We start from the raw sequence: 15916 nt of genomic DNA, 5'->3' as shown, positions 1-15916 counted from the left end.
TTTGTGATTTTTATAAAAAACAAAACTGCCCGTAAATATTTAAGGAAGGCACCAAAAGCGGGTAAAGAAATTATTAAGTTTAGTTTATTTATCCTACTCGTGGGCATTTCGCTGCCATATTACAGGACCGAAATCTACGACTTTGAGCCTACACAACCTTTTCACGGAAATGAATTCTATAACCCATATAAAAACTGGAAACCCGAAAATCTCCAAAAATTAAACCTTCATGCTCACTCACACGCATGGGCAGGACTTACATATGGCAAAAACACCGAAAAGGAATTAAAAACAGCTTACTCAAAAGCAGGATATAAAATTCAAATAGTGTCTAATTATCACCTTTCAGATGATGAGCATTTTAATCAAAAAATATGGGTCTACGAACACGGCATAAACCTCAACAAAGCACACAAACTGGCCATAAACACGCCCGAGGTAAGCTACTTTGACTTTCCGCTTTGGCAAAACCGCTCACAAAAACAGCAAATCATAAAAGAGATAGTACAAAGCGGTGGCATGGTGGCCATCGCCCATCCCAATGTCAGAAATGGACATGTGGACTTGAGCGACATGCGAGGGTATCAGTTTACAGAAGTGCTTAGCCACTATGCAAACGCACGCAATATTTGGGACCGAGCGTTGCTTTCTGGCAATCTTTCGTGGTTACTTGCCAATGACGACACCCACGACATAACCAAACAGAAAATAGGCAGTTTCTACAATCTTTTATCAGAGAAAAACGACCCCATAGAAACCTTAAAATCAGGAACTTATTTAGGAGTAAAAACTTTAGAAAGGTCTTTAGATTTCAATCTTGAATATTTAAGAATCTCAAAAGGAACATTACGTTTTAAATTCTCGCCCAACGTAACTCAAGTAGCCATAATAATAGATGGGAAAAAAGCCAAACTTACTTCCGAATACGAGGGAACAATACATTTAAATGGAGTAAGGCATTATATAAGACTTGAGGCAGAAAATGCTTCTGCACAGGTATTTACTAATCCGATTGTTAGAACTACACACAAAAATCAATTAGATCGCTACTCAGCTACACAAGCTATAAATTTCACAAAAACCTTTATATACAGAAGCTTTATTTTACTCTTAAATCTGAGTTTGTTTTTGATTTTTTATCCAAAAACTATATTTCAACCCAAAAGAAAGCTTTTAACCAAGACATAAGTACTGTTATTTCTCTAAATAAAAATAAATTTTACATTACCTTTGACCGATTTTTAGAATGAATGTATTAATGAAAAGAAGAACAATTCTCAAGAATTTAGGATTAGCGGCGTTTGTAACTAGCCCTGATTTACTTGATGCCAAACTGGATTTAAAGGAGAAGTCGATACGAGTAGCTCACATCACAGATGTACATGTGCAGCCATTTATTGGAGCCGCCAAAGGCTTCGAAAAGTGCCTCCACCATATCCAATCGCTTAAAATCAAGCCCGATTTAATACTCAATGGCGGTGACTGTATAATGGGTGCCAAAAACTCAAATCTCAAACAAATTACGCGTCAGTTTGAATTATTTAACAGCATAATTTCTTCCGAAAACCAATTGCCTTACAATGCCTGTATGGGAAACCACGATGTATGGTATGGAGCGGATTTTGAAGGAGAAAAAAGACGTGCTCTTGACCAAATCGGCCTTGACATCCCCTACTACAGCATAGATAAAGGCACTTGGAAAATAATAGTATTGGACAGTGTGCAAAAACACACCAACAAAAAGAAATACACGGCTCAAATAGACGAGCAACAGCTAGAGTGGCTGAAAAACGAACTTCAAAACACCCCCGAAGATACACACATAATGATCATGAGTCATGTGCCTATTTTGTCTGCCTGTGTGTTTTTTGATGGTAAAAATTTCAATAACCATTCGTGGCAAGTGTCTGGCAGCTGGATGCACAGCGATGCACAAGATTTGATAGAGCTTTTTTACAAACATAAAAATGTAAAACTGGCCATAAGTGGGCACATACATTTGCTCGACAAAGTAGAATACAACGGTGTAACTTACTGCTGCAACGGTGCCGTGAGCGGTGCTTGGTGGATGGGCAAATACAAACAAACACCTCCGGGATATGCGGTTATAGACCTACACACCGACGGACAGTTTGATGTAAATTATGTAAACTATAAAGCATAGTATAAAAACAAAAACACTTCCCAAAATGAGCCTTTGACACCTTTGGCTCATTTTTTTTATTTTAGATCAGTTAAACCCGATTTATGCATTAGAAAATCTATTACGACCTTAAATTGCTGCAAATCAATACGTAAACCCCCTTAAATTTAATCCCCGTAGCCCTTCGGCTACTCTCAGGGTAAACTGCTATGTTAATTAAATTTAAGTGTCTGATTTATCGCAATTTAAGCTCTCACAACTAAGTCTAAATACATTAACCGGGTTAAATATATTACTAAAAATCAAATTGGTGCATTTTTTGAAATAAATAGAATAATTAATAAACACAGTAAATGAAAAAAATATTCTCAATTTTAGTGCTTTTATCAGGCACAGTATCGGCTCAAAGTTTGAGCAAAGGCAATAATCTAATCGGTAGCGATTTGACTTTTTCAGTTTCAAGAACTAACACTTCACAGAGCAAAAACACCACAAGTAATTTAACTTTAGCTCCGAATTTTGAGCGAATGCTTTCAGACAGGGTTTCGGTTGTTTTAAATGTAGGTGGAAGCATGATTACTTCGAAACTTAAACTTGAAAATACGCTTTCGTCGCAGACGTACAAGGCTGTATTTTATGGCAAAACTATTTCAGGAGGTTTTAATTATTATTTCTCGAAAAACGAAAAAGCGAATTTCTTCATTGGACCTGAATACCAATATGTGGGAGCAAACACCAAGGAAAATGCCGCTTTACAAATAACAGGAAAAGAAAAGTCGAATGTAAACTATATTAATCTTAATACGGGTTGTTTGTATGCTATTAAGCCAAATTTGTATTTAAGTGCCAAAATCAATGTTGTGAGTCTGAGTTTTGGAATAAAAGAAAGTGGTTTACAGTCAGATGCGGAAGCATTTAGATTTGGGAATGGAGGTATACTAAGTATGGGAATTAAGAAATTATTTTAAGCTAAAAAGCTATATTATTAGGATGGATGCCGTAACTGCTATGGCATCCTTTTTTGTTTTTATGGGGTGACGTTTATTAGAACTAAGAATCTTGCAGCAGGGATGGAGGCATTGTTTGAGCTCCTTATTTTGCTGGCGAAAGCCGCAAAATAAGAGCGAGTGCCGAAAGCCCGCCCGGCTGCCCAAATGAACACACAATAAATTGATTTAAAACCAATTAATCACAAGATAAACAGAAAAAAAAATTAATTAAGTTCAGCGATAACTTTGGCAGATGACCGAAGATTTTCGGATAAGCTATAGAGCCAGTTTATCTGCTGAATGATGGTCTTGGCCTCTTGGAGTTGACTACGAAGTTCGGTAGAAAGTGTGAGTACACCCGATTCTAATTCTTTGTTTCGGATCTCGTTTAGTTGCTTATATTTTGACTCCAACGTACGGAAATCGTCTGCGAGTTGGCTTTCTGATATTTCTGCCTGGCTGATGGGTTCATTTTGAATAGTTTTGACGGCGAGGTCCATATTGATTAAAATGGCCTGCACGATATGCTCAAAATTTAAGGAAGGCTGCGTGGTTTTGTGCCCCTGAATATACGCCGAAAATGCCGCCACAGCAGACAAGAACGTCTGATTAAGCAACACCACCGCATAATAGTTGCTGATGGGCTTTCGCTTTGACTTGGGCTCCTCGGTCATCCGCTGAAAACTGCCGTTTAGGTTGCCGTTTTTAAGGAAAGCGTCTTTTCTAATCAGCTTGTATTCTATACTGACGTTTTCTTTGGACCTGTAGACTTCACAAACAGAATTAAAATACTCGGCATTGGCCTGAATGGCACTGGCAAGCGACACCTTGATGCCTCCTTTTTCCCAAACTGGCCAGAGTGCATACATAGCAAAATAGGCAATAAGAACGCCAATGGCGGTGTAGCTGAGGCGATGCAGAATGGTGTAAAACGCATCGTCGGTTTTGAGGACATACAGCAGCAAAATACTGATGGTTATGCACGCTGAAGCTATTCTGTAGTTTTTTTGAATAAATGAAAATCCGATTAAAATACTTACGATGGCCACAATGCCGTAGACGATAGACTGGTCCGTGACAAAGACCACACCAATGGTAATGAGTGCACCCAAAATGGTGCCGACGATACGGTTTAACGCTCGATTTTTGGATAAACCAAAATTGGGCCTTAGTATAACGATAACGGTTACAATAATCCAGTTGGTTTGGCCTTCGTTAAGATACCTACCTATGATAAACCCAATGAGCACCGCTACAGTGATGCGTAAAGAATGCCTAAAAATGATGCTATCTAAACTGAAGTTTGCCTTGAAAGTCTTAAAAGAATAGTCCTGAGGCGTTATGAAAAGATTGGCAGTTTTGACATTTGGATGATCTCCTTCGGCAATATTATTAAAAATTCGGTCGAGTAGGCAAAGCTTTTGGTACTCTTTGGCGAGGTGGTCTAAGAGACTCCGCATCATAAGGGCTCCGTCGCGGGCTTTGGGCAATTTCACCTCTGCCACATAGGCACTTATCTGATTCTCGCAGGTTTCCAAAAGTCTTTCTATGGCATCGTTTGCCCAATAGTTGCCTCCAAACTGAAGCGAGTCTGCCAGCAAGTCGAGGTTATCTGCCAACAGATTTGAGATTTCTATAAATGTGTCCATTTTAGAAATATGGGCCTCAGTAAGTTCATCCAAAAAGGCATCGTAATCGTCTGATTTGGCTATGGATACCTCATAGATGTTTATCATTTCGGAGAAAAGTAAAAAATACTTTCGCGTACTATTAGAAGATATGAGGGTGTTGCTCTCGCTCAATAGCAGCGACCGCAGCACTTCGTGTTTGTCGTTTAATTGGCTTTGGATTTTGAGCAGCTGATGCTGTTTTTCGGTGGAGTGTGTGGCTGTTTGCCAACGTAGGTTTTCGCTTAGCCGAAAATACGATGCCGTAAGTGTGACACACTCGGCGAGCAAAATACGCACGTGGTGTTTTTGGTAAAACCACTGACTCAGCGACGACACAAATACATAGGCCGTGCCTCCTATCAGTATATTTTGAATAATGATATCTACTGGTAGCTTGGTTTTGTGCAGTGCGAAACTCAACACCACCGAAAACAAACCGCCAAAGGAAATCATGGAGCCTCTATATCCATATACAGATATCATGGAAGAAATAAAGACAAGTAAACTGAGCAATGGAATTTTGATATAAGAGGGGTTTTCGGCTGCCCATAAACTTACATACATGACGAACGTGGCCCAAATCAACGAAATGACCATGCCGTAAATCCGGTGCTTATTGGTACCTTCAATATTGGCAAAATACCCAAACATGACACCCAAGGCAAGCGAGAGTGCCTCGGGAAATCGATCGGCACTTAAACCCCAAAACAGAATCACAGACAAAAAAGCGGTAACGACCAAGCCTCTGAAAAAATCAAAGGATGAAATGTATTTTTGTGCTGTTTTAGGTAGTTTAAATCTCAAAAGACAAGTTTTTAATATTGAAAAAACAAAATTACGCCAAGTCTGTTCTGATTTATTAAAATCAATTCTTTTTTCTTTCGAAAAACGCTCCGAATTTGATTTTAATTTTCATTTTGGAGATCAAAAAAGGTTTAAAAAGAAAAAAACAAAACTATTTAGATATTTTTCAAAGATTTGATTGGACTTTTTTTCTATGCGTATTTTATCAATGAAAATTATTTTCAACTTTGATTCGTCGTACTGACAATATCCTCTAGAAGTTCTGTGTTTTAAGGTTATGAAAAAAATAAGTTTTTCTTTATTCTTAGCTCTTTTCGTATTCGGTTTTATCTCAAAAACCGTGGCCTTCACTACATATAAAATTCACAACCACAGTTATTCAGAAGAACTTTCAGACAGCGACCACAGAAATCACCTCACCAATTATTCAAACTCATTCAGTTTCTTTGAAGAAACCAAAGAAGAGTCTGAAGACGACCAAGACACCGAGTTTTTTAGTTTTAGCTATACAAACCATTCTTTTGCTTTTTTAGAAAATAAGATATTAAGTGCCAGCCAGTTAGTATTCTACGACTTGCTTTCGGCACCTATTCGTTCTTTTAACAACCTCTTTATTCTTTACAGAAACTTACGCAATTAGGCCGTAAATTTTCTCCTATTCGCTAAACCCATTCGGGTTTAGGTATATCCCTATGGTTCATTTCGGGCCATTTTCAAAAGAATTTATATTTTCTAAACTTACATCGTGTAGTCTATTAGACACACCGATGGAATAATTATAATCAAAAATGGATTTTTCAAAAGTAAAAGCTTTGCCAAAAGATGGCTTAGCTGGCTTAAAAGAAAACTGGTCGGCAGATGCTATGTCTGGTTTTGTGGTGTTTTTGTTGGCTTTACCTCTAAGTTTAGGTATAGCGAAAGCATCTGAGTTCCCTCCTATTATGGGTCTTATTACGGCTATTATTGGCGGTATTATCGTGAGTTTGTTTATGGGTGCCCAACTTACCATAAAAGGGCCAGCAGCCGGACTTATCGTGATAGTAGCAGGTGCAGTAGGTGAATATGGCGGTGGCGAAACAGGATGGCATTTGGCTCTTGGAGCTATGTTTGTAGCTGCAGTTCTTCAAATACTTTTCGGAGTTTTTAAACTCGGTCGACTCGTTGATTTCTTCCCGCTATCGGCCATACATGGTATGCTGGCAGCGATTGGACTAATTATTATAGCCAAACAGATTCCTGTACTGTTAGATGTAAACCCTTCACTTTCGAAAGGCTTAGGACCATTTGAACTACTTGGTGCTGTTCCAAAATTCATCGCAAACCTTGACCCAAGAGCCACTTTAATTGGAGCGGTTAGTTTGGCCATAATGCTTGGCTGGCCAATGATAAAAAACAAATGGATTAAAATGATACCTGCACCTTTGATGGTGTTAATAATTGCGATTCCTGCTGAGTTATACATGGATTTCCAACATACTGAGCCTACCTATGCCTTGGTGCACATCGGAAACCTTGCCGAAAACATTAAAGTAAACGTTGACTTTTCAGGAATAAGTCAAATGGGAATCTTTATCAAATATGTCATCATGTTTGCATTGGTTGGTTCACTAGAGTCGCTATTGACAGTTAAAGCGATTGACCTTTTAGATCCTTTCAAAAGAAAAGCAAATACAAACAAAGACATGATTGCTTTGGGAATTGGTAATGCGATTTCAGCAGTATTGGGTGGCTTACCGATGATATCAGAGGTGGCTCGTTCGTCAGCAAACGTAAACAACGGAGCAAAAACTCGCTGGGCAAACTTTTTCCACGGTGTTTTTATACTAGGCTTTGTATTATTGGCTTCGCATTTAATAGAACTAATACCTAACACGGCACTTGCGGCTATGTTGATCTCAGTAGGTATCAAATTGGCTCATCCTAAGGAGTTTATCCATATGTTTAAGATTGGCAAAGAGCAGCTTGCTATATTTTTAGTAACGATTTTCTTTACCCTTTTCGAAGACCTTTTGGTAGGTATTGCAGCTGGTGTAGTGCTTAAAATGGTAATTCACCTAATAAACGGAACACCTATTTCTTCGTTTTTCAAAGCTCCCACTGAGGTTTCATTTGAAGGAAACGAATATCTAGTAGAAATAGACAAGTCGGCTATATTTACAAACTACCTTGGAATCAAGCGTAAATTGGATGCTATACCGCCAAGTTTTAACGTAACAATAGATTTAAAAAACACCAAACTTGTAGATCACTCTGTGATGGAAAACCTGCATAATTTCCAACATGACTACGAAAACAACGGTGGCAAAGTAACCATTATTGGCCTTAATACACACAAGCCAGTGTCTGATCACCCGGCAGCTGCTCGTATAAACAAAGGTTAAGGTTAAACACTTTAAATCAACAATTAGAATGAAAAAACACATTGAAATCGAAGGTTTTGATGAGCATGAGGCATTGCATGACTTGAAGCATTTTTTGCCTGCCCAAGCTCCATTGAAAGACTTCGTTCATCACAATACTTTACATGCGTACCAACATCTAGAGTTTACGGCGGCTATTCAAAAAGCTTCTAAAATGTTTGGTTACAAAGTTTCTTTGAGTCTAAACGACTTTAGAAATGCATATAAAACTGGTAAGATTACGGATCAGATATTAGAACGCGTTATTTCTGAAAAAATCGAAGGAGGAAATGCTTCGGAGTGGAAAGAAAAAATGCTTTTGAAGGACTATAAACAAGACGAAAAACCTAGGATTGGCTCTTTGAGAAAATTCTGGAAATTTAAATTTAACCTCGATTTAGATTCTTTGGTACACCCTGTGCTTTTTAGAATCCTTTGTAGCTATCTTGACCAGGGAATCTCCATTTGGGGATTTCCGGTTAAAACCAAGAGCTTCTTGACGGCTATTAGAGAAATTGAGCGAAAGTCTTCGGTTAGTTTTTTTAGAGGAAAAAGAGCCAAAGCTTTGCTTTTAGGCAGCCCATGTGAAATAGAGGACTTACTTAAAATGCTTGTAGGCGAAGACAAATCGCTTTACAAAGAGTACCTTTTTGACCAACAGTTTTCGCACCAAGGTTGGTCGGGGCTTGTTTCTGTTATCGAAGACCTTCCGGAGTCACTTTTAGATACCCGTCATATTTCGCTTCATGATTTAGTCGTTTTTGAATTATTGTTAGAAATAGATGCTCTTGACTATCATTTTGATGGCAAATGGGAGCCGCTCGAAAGCAGAATAAGCAACTACGTTTCGATGCTTTTTGACCCAATTCAAACCCACGAACTAGACCACGTGATGGTGCTCTGGCAGGAGGCTTTTGAGTGGAGTTATTACGACGAAGTACTCAATGGTATCAAACAATCAATAGGTGGTGTAGTAGCTGAGCCAGCTAAAGACAAATCTTTTCAGGCGTTTTTCTGTATCGATGACAGAGAGTGTTCGGTAAGAAGACACCTTGAGAAACAAGACCCTAACTGCGAGACTTTCGGCACTCCGGGTTTCTTTGGCGTAGAGTTCTTTTATCAACCCGAAAACGGTAAGTTTTATACCAAACTCTGTCCTGCTCCGGTTACTCCCAAATATCTGATTAAGGAAATGGAGAGTGAAAACAAACGAGGGGTAGACATTAACTTTTCAAAGCATTCGCATAATTTTTACTCAGGCTGGCTATTTAGCCAAACTATTGGTTTTTGGTCTGCCGTAAAACTTTTTGCAAACATATTTAGACCATCTATGGGTCCTGCTATGTCTTCGTCTTTCAATCACATGTATAAGTATTCAAAACTTACGATTGAAAATCGCGATCCATCTGACATGGAAAATGGACTTCAGATTGGTTTCACTATACCAGAAATGGCCCTACGTGTAGGTAATGTACTAAAAAGCATTGGCTTAGTAAAAGACTTTGCTCCAGTGGTTTACATAGTAGGTCACGGTGCGTCTACTATTAACAACCCACACTATTCGGCATATGACTGCGGTGCGTGCTCAGGTAGAGCGGGTTCGGTAAATGCACGTGTGTTTAGCTACATGGCCAACCACCCACAAGTAAGGGCGATATTGGCAGAAGGTGGCCTGGTTATACCTGACAAAACGCAATTTGTGGGTGCATTGCACGATACCACCAGAGACGAGGTCATGTTTTATGACGAAGATGCCCTGAGCCACGAAAATTTCGAGAGCCATACCAAACACGAAGTGGCTTTCCAAAGAGCCTTAGATTTTAACTCTAAGGAGCGTTCGAGAAGATTTGAGTCGATAGACACTAATCTAAAAGCAGAAAAAATTCACGAACAAATTAAGACGCGTTCGGTATCGCTTTTTGAGCCAAGACCTGAGCTTAACCATGCTACCAATGCACTTTGTATAGTAGGAAAACGTATGCTGACCAAAAAAGTCTTTTTAGATAGACGGGCTTTCATGAACTCGTACGACTATGAAATAGACCCCAAAGGTGAGTTTTTGATTCGTATACTAAATGCTGCAGCTCCTGTTTGTGGAGGTATCAATTTGGAATATTTCTTTTCGCGAGTAGATAATCAGAAGTTTGGTGCAGGCACAAAACTCCCGCACAATGTGATGGGACTAGTAGGCGTGGCAAACGGAATAGACGGTGACCTAAGGCCGGGTCTTCCAAGCCAAATGGTGGAAGTTCACGATCCGGTTAGACTACTTATGATAGTGGAGCACTTCCCTCAGGTGGTGTTAGATGTGATTAAGTCAGTACCTGCTACCTACGAGTGGTTTGAAAATCAATGGGTAAAACTCGTGGTTTTAAATCCTGAAACGTCTGAACTTTGGAAATTTGAGAAGGGTGGATTTGTGCCATATCAAACTTTAGAGCACGACATAAAACACGTGAACAGCGAATGGTACATGCTAGAAAGTACCCAAGAAAACTTACCTGTGGTGATTTTAAACTAAAAAGAAATGAACGAATATTTGATATTATTTTTAGCCATACCTATCGCCGGTTTTTTGCTTAGTTTATTTCTTCCAGAAAAAAACGAAAAGCTGATTTCAGGTCTTACTTCTGGCACTGTGGGTTTGGTGTTTATCATGGCTAATATTTTGACCATAAAATGGTTAATAGATGGCAGACCAAACCTGAGCAGCGAACCTGTGGTACTTTTTAACTCGGACCATTATCGCTTTGGTTTTGATTTACTTTTTGATAAAATAACCGCCATTTACTTGTTAGTGGGTTCATTTTTGACATTCTTGGTTACCGTATACAGCAGTTATTATTTACATAGAGAAAACGGATACAAGCGTTTTTTTAACACCATTTTGTTTTTCTTTATTGGATACATGATTATCATTTTCTCTGGTAACCTCGAGACACTGTTTACGGGTTGGGAGATTTTGGGAATTTCATCATTCTTACTTATTGCTTTCTACAGAGATCGTTATTTGCCAGTCAAAAACGCCATCAAAGTGTTTTCAATTTACAGAATTGGAGACGTAGGCTTACTGTTGGCCATGTGGATGAGTCACCACCTTTTTCATGAAAACATCACGTTTTTGAAACTTAACAACTACGAATTGGTGAGTAACCACTTGCTTTCACATTCATATTTGGGCGTTTTTATTTCGTTTATGTTTTTGATAGCCGCCTATGCTAAATCGGCTCAAATGCCGTTTTCGTCTTGGTTGCCGAGAGCCATGGAAGGCCCTACCCCATCGTCAGCGATTTTTTATGGTTCACTTTCGGTGCACATCGGTGTTTTCTTGATGTTACGTACATTCCCTTTTTGGGAGCATCAGTTGGTGGTAAGGATATTCATAGCCGTAATGGGATTAATCTCTATGCTTTTGGCTACTGGAATAGCCCGTGTACAATCATCGGTAAAAAGTCAAATAGCGTATTCTTCAATTGCACAGATTGGTATCATTTTCGTGGAATTGGCCCTTGGATTAGAAAACTTGGCGTTGTTTCACTTTGCAGGTAATGCATTTTTAAGAACTTATCAGCTGTTGGTTTCGCCTTCAGTAGTGAGTTATCTGATACGTGAGCAGTTCTATAATTTTTCGCCGAGAGAAAAAACAATCGAAAGTTATTTCCCTGAAAAACTTAGAAATAGCCTTTATGTGCTTTCGCTAAAAGAGTGGAACCTAGACTCTATGATGTATCAGTATCTTTGGAACCCAATGAAGACATTCGGCAAAAAGTTTGATTTTTTAACTTTAAAAAGTTCCATCTATATTTTCATTCCGGCCTATTTTGTGGGTATTGTATTATATATCTACAAAGAATATCTTCCTGCTGGGTACCACGATTACTTGCCGATAGTATTTTCTATAATTGGCTTAGTATCAGTCATGAAAGCTTTTGTGGAGCGTAAGCACGCTCGCTTGGGTTGGTTCTTAGTAATCCTCAATCACTTTTGGGTAGCATTGGCTATTTCATTTAATGAAAATTTTAGTTTTTACGAGGTAATCATTTATTTAAGTGGAATTATAGTTTTCGGAATTATCGGATACATCGGCTTACAAAGACTAAAGAACCTAGAAGGAAACGTTAACCTTGTGCAGTTTCACGGGCATGTGTATGAGCATCCAAAAATCGCCCTTTTGTTTTTCATTTCTTGCTTGGGTGTCACCGGTTTTCCTATCACGCCTACGTTTATTGGCGAAGACCTGATATACTCGCACATAAATGAGCATCAGATAGTTTTGGCTTGTTTGGTTTCTTTGAGTTTTATCTTAGACGGACTAGCCATTATCAGAATATACGGAAGGGTATTTTTGGGACCTCACCTAAAAACATACCACGAAATAGCATACAGGTCGTCATAAATTTTATTGCTTAAGGATTTCATCAAAATGAGATTCTTAACCGATTCTAATGACATTATTAAAATTTTAAAATAGTTGACAGATACCTTTGCAACTGCTTGCTTTTGGATAAGTATGCATCAAAAGTAAACTGTTTAAACATAAAAATATCAATGAAAACATACATAAAAGTAGTTTTTTTCTTAATTATATTAGTTCCGAGCCTTGGTTTTGGCCAAGCCATAAAAAACGGAAAACTGTATTTAAACGAAGACGGAAGTCACTACGTAAAACTTACACTCAACACCCAAATATGGATGCGTGCAGGTGAATATAACCCAGGAAGCACGATTTTTGGTAGCCCGAAAAAAGGCGGCGTAGACATCGGCATCCGAAGATACAGAGTGCAGTTTATGAGTCAAATCACAGACCGTGTTTTTGTGTATTCGCAGTTTGGTGAAAATAACTTCAATAACATAGCGGATAGAAAACAAGGTTTCTTTGTGCACGATGCAATGGCAGACTACGCTGTGATTCCTAAAAAGCTATCGCTTGGAGGTGGGTTAAGTGCATGGTCTGGTTTAGCTAGATTTGCTTCTCCTTCGGTGGGAACTATCATGGGCATTGACGCACCGCTTTTCCAACAGAGCACCAACGACGTTACAGACCAATTCTTGAGAAAGCTTTCGGTTTTTGCAAAAGGAAAACTAGGCAAACTAGACTACCGAGTAGCGATGGCCCAACCTATGGCGATTCAGAAATCGGCTGGGTACAATGCAGCCATAACTACCAACTCAAGTTTTTCGGGACTTCCACCCAAGATGCAGTGGAACAGTTATTTGCAATATCAATTTAAGGAGCAAGAGTCAAATCAGACCCCATACATGACGGGTACGTATTTGGGGACCAAAAAAGTATTTAATGTAGGTGCAGGTATTGTTTATCAAGCAAAGGCGATGAATCACATTGGAGATAACCTGAAAGACACTGTACAGACCAATATGTTACAAATAGCGGCCGATGTGTTTTATGACGCTCCGCTCAAAGAAGATGGTTCGGCAATCAGTATTTATGCCAATGCCTCACACTTTGACTTTGGCAAAAACTATTTCAGAAACCAAAGTGTAATGAACCCTGCAAACGGCACGGGCAGCGGATCTTCACTTAATGGTTCAGGATTTGGATATCCGGCCATCGGAACAGGAAATGTATATTATACCCAAGTGGGGTACAAAACAAAAAATAATCTCATCGGAAAAACCTCGCTAATGCCGTATGTGTCGCTACAAGTGAGTGACTTGCAGAAGCTACAAAAACCGATGACGTTTTACAGTGCAGGTGTAAACTGGCTTTTAGCCGGTCATACGTCTAAGTTCACTGTGGCATTTGAGAACAGGCCGATATTTAACAACGACGCTACTCAGATGTCTCGCAAAACCAATTTGGTGCTGCAATATCAAGTGTATTTAAATTGACACTAGCCGAAGGGCTGGTTGATTTAAAGTTTAGGGATATAGTTAGTATATATAGGTGGCCCATATTATTTGGGCCATCTATTTTTATGATTAGTCTGGCTTAAACACCTGCTTTGGGTTCTTAATTTTCTTGCATAATGGCCATGCAAGCACCGGCAGGGTCTTGAATCACTGCTATCAGGTCTTTGCCCATTGGCTTTGGGCCATCTAAAACTTTACCATTTAGAGCCAACACATTTTTTATACTTTCGGTCATATCGGGCACTATCACATAGTTTAACCACTGCGAAGGAAAATTGGCATTGGTACCCTTTTTATGGCAGATGCCTGCTATCACTTCATCGCCATTGTGTACGTTAAAATCTACGTAGTCTGCCACGGGCTGCTCCGAAAACGTCCAGCCCACCACTGCACCATAAAACTCGGTAACTTCGCGGGCATTTTCAACAGTTAAGTCGGTCCACAGTACTTTTCCTTTTGGCTGCATTTAGTATTTTATTTTAAGGGTAAAAAAAGAGATACAAATCTAATGTTAATGTGAGTATTTCTCTCTTTTTAACAAAAAACTATCTAGAAACATATTTCAAAAAGCATAAAAGTGATTTTTATCACCTTTATTATCAAGCACGTACACTAATTTTGAAATCATATTTTAAACCTAAATAATAAAACACTTATGAGAAAGAATATGGGGTCGTCAGACAGAATAATTCGCTTAACAATCGCAATCGCTGCTTTCGTAGCCTATTTTACGGGAACACTTACGGGCACTTTGGGCATAGTGGCCTTGGTAGTAGGGATAATTTTCGCACTTACCAGCACCGTAAGTTTTTGTCCGCTATACACTATTTTTGGGGTGACAACCTGTAAAACCAAAAATTAACTACCAAGTTCCAGATATTGAAATTATATACAAAGGTGTACTTCTGTAAAATGGGGTGCACTTTTTTTGTTAAAAATTTAAATAAATCAAAAACTAAAAAGCATTTGTACTTAATTTTTACTCAAAATGCTTTTTATCCAATTGGCGTGAGACGAACATTTTGTAAAAGTGCTGATATCTCCATAGCCACTATCTTTTATGCCTTTTAGTGGCTCAGTTACGCCACCATTTAGTATGCCTATCACCACCCATTTATTATTAATTTTCATAAAAATAGGCCCGCCGCTATCTCCTTCCACAGTGCCACCTTCCCAATTAAGGCATACATTTTGACTGCTACCTTCGCCTAAACTTCTTTCTTCCTCGTTTGCGTAAGAGTCTCCAAGAGTGTTTACTAAACCTGCGGGATCGTCAAAGTCAAAAGCCAACATGCCGCCAGTGTACGTTTCGTTACTAATAAAATGACCAAGGCCTTCTTTTACCCTATCCAAAATATTTTGATACGCATGTTTTTTTGAGAATACGTCAGCGTTTTGTCCTTTTTGTTGGCTATAATCGCCAAAGCCGCTAAACCACAGTTCTGCGTTTACTTTTTCAGAGGATGTATCGTAGTTGAGTGTCGCCGTAGGTATTTTTGTGATTGGGCTCGCTAATTTTAAAAGGCAGAGGTCATTTCCGTACACAAAAAAATCTCCTTTGGCTAACCAACTTGGGGCTAAAAAAATCTGCTGTACATTAACAGTTTGAATCGGGTTTTCAGGATCATTCCCAACATTGACTTTTATTTTGCTTGCCGCCATAGGCGACTTGTCAGTGTCATAATCATATACACAGTGCCCTGCCGTGAGCACCCAGTTTGGAGCAATTAACACACCTGAGCAAATCCCAACGTCATTTTTACTTATATCCATTTCTAAAGAAACCACCGAAGAGAAATCCGGATAATCACCAGTATTAAATGGAGCCTCGTTACTTGCTATTTTTTCGTATTGCCACAAGGTTTTATCATGCCGAATACCAAAGGTTTCAATAACCTCAGGATCTACCGAGGGTTCTAAGACATCGTCTGTAACCCCACATGAAATTAGAAAAAAACAGAATAGATATATCAGGTTTTTAGTCATAATTTTAGCCCTCAAATAAATAGCATACAGAAACCGAAATGTCCCAAACAATTA

12 protein-coding genes are annotated in these 15916 nt (G+C 38.9%); 9 read left to right on the top strand and 3 right to left on the bottom strand.

The features are described 5' to 3' along the window. Positions 1–3: 3 nt before the first annotated feature. From ACFOOI_RS19190 to ACFOOI_RS19180, 3 genes are all read left to right on the top strand, one after another. Complete coding sequence (locus ACFOOI_RS19190; RefSeq protein WP_379839701.1) at positions 4–1188, top strand: hypothetical protein; 1185 nt, start codon at positions 4–6, stop codon at positions 1186–1188. A 70-nt stretch (positions 1189–1258) separates the two neighbouring features. Beyond that, a complete protein-coding gene (locus ACFOOI_RS19185; protein WP_379839700.1) occupies positions 1259–2164 on the top strand; it encodes a metallophosphoesterase family protein in 906 nt (301 codons plus the stop codon). A gap of 332 nt (positions 2165–2496) precedes the next feature. Beyond that, a complete protein-coding gene (locus ACFOOI_RS19180) occupies positions 2497–3111 on the top strand; it encodes a hypothetical protein (protein ID WP_379839699.1) in 615 nt (204 codons plus the stop codon). A 245-nt stretch (positions 3112–3356) separates the two neighbouring features. Here ACFOOI_RS19180 and ACFOOI_RS19175 read toward each other — a convergent pair whose 3' ends face one another. Further along, positions 3357–5606 (bottom strand): FUSC family protein, encoded by a 2250-nt coding sequence (locus tag ACFOOI_RS19175; protein WP_379839698.1) that lies wholly within the window; start codon positions 5604–5606, stop codon positions 3357–3359. 277 nt (positions 5607–5883) lie between these two features. Between ACFOOI_RS19175 and ACFOOI_RS19170 the strand changes: the two genes are divergently transcribed. The 5 genes from ACFOOI_RS19170 (at position 5884) to ACFOOI_RS19150 (ending at position 13855) form a co-directional block, all read left to right on the top strand. Beyond that, positions 5884–6246 (top strand): hypothetical protein, encoded by a 363-nt coding sequence (locus ACFOOI_RS19170; RefSeq protein ID WP_379839697.1) that lies wholly within the window; start codon positions 5884–5886, stop codon positions 6244–6246. Positions 6247–6394: 148 nt separating this feature from the next. Next, positions 6395–7987 carry a SulP family inorganic anion transporter gene (locus ACFOOI_RS19165; protein ID WP_379839696.1) on the top strand — a complete coding sequence of 531 codons (1593 nt, stop codon included), beginning with the start codon at positions 6395–6397 and terminating at the stop codon, positions 7985–7987. Between the two features lie 28 nt (positions 7988–8015). Further along, complete coding sequence (locus tag ACFOOI_RS19160) at positions 8016–10526, top strand: YbcC family protein (protein WP_379839695.1); 2511 nt, start codon at positions 8016–8018, stop codon at positions 10524–10526. 6 nt (positions 10527–10532) lie between these two features. After that, a complete protein-coding gene (locus ACFOOI_RS19155) occupies positions 10533–12401 on the top strand; it encodes a proton-conducting transporter transmembrane domain-containing protein (RefSeq protein WP_379839694.1) in 1869 nt (622 codons plus the stop codon). A gap of 152 nt (positions 12402–12553) precedes the next feature. After that, a complete protein-coding gene (locus ACFOOI_RS19150) occupies positions 12554–13855 on the top strand; it encodes a hypothetical protein (protein ID WP_379839692.1) in 1302 nt (433 codons plus the stop codon). Positions 13856–13976: 121 nt separating this feature from the next. Here ACFOOI_RS19150 and ACFOOI_RS19145 read toward each other — a convergent pair whose 3' ends face one another. Further along, positions 13977–14342, bottom strand: a complete 366-nt coding sequence (locus ACFOOI_RS19145; protein WP_379839691.1) for a hypothetical protein — start codon at positions 14340–14342, stop codon at positions 13977–13979. 189 nt (positions 14343–14531) lie between these two features. Between ACFOOI_RS19145 and ACFOOI_RS19140 the strand changes: the two genes are divergently transcribed. Next, complete coding sequence (locus ACFOOI_RS19140; RefSeq protein WP_379839690.1) at positions 14532–14738, top strand: YgaP family membrane protein; 207 nt, start codon at positions 14532–14534, stop codon at positions 14736–14738. A 110-nt stretch (positions 14739–14848) separates the two neighbouring features. Here the strand turns inward: ACFOOI_RS19140 and ACFOOI_RS19135 are convergent, their stop codons facing one another. Beyond that, entirely contained in the window at positions 14849–15862 is a 1014-nt protein-coding gene (locus ACFOOI_RS19135; protein ID WP_379839689.1) for a S1 family peptidase, read from the bottom strand. Positions 15863–15916 lie beyond the last annotated feature (54 nt).

It is taken from the genome of Lacihabitans lacunae, from assembly GCF_042649125.1.
Classification (GTDB): domain Bacteria; phylum Bacteroidota; class Bacteroidia; order Cytophagales; family Spirosomataceae; genus Leadbetterella; species Leadbetterella lacunae.
This window is presented reverse-complemented; position numbering and strand designations above follow the sequence as displayed.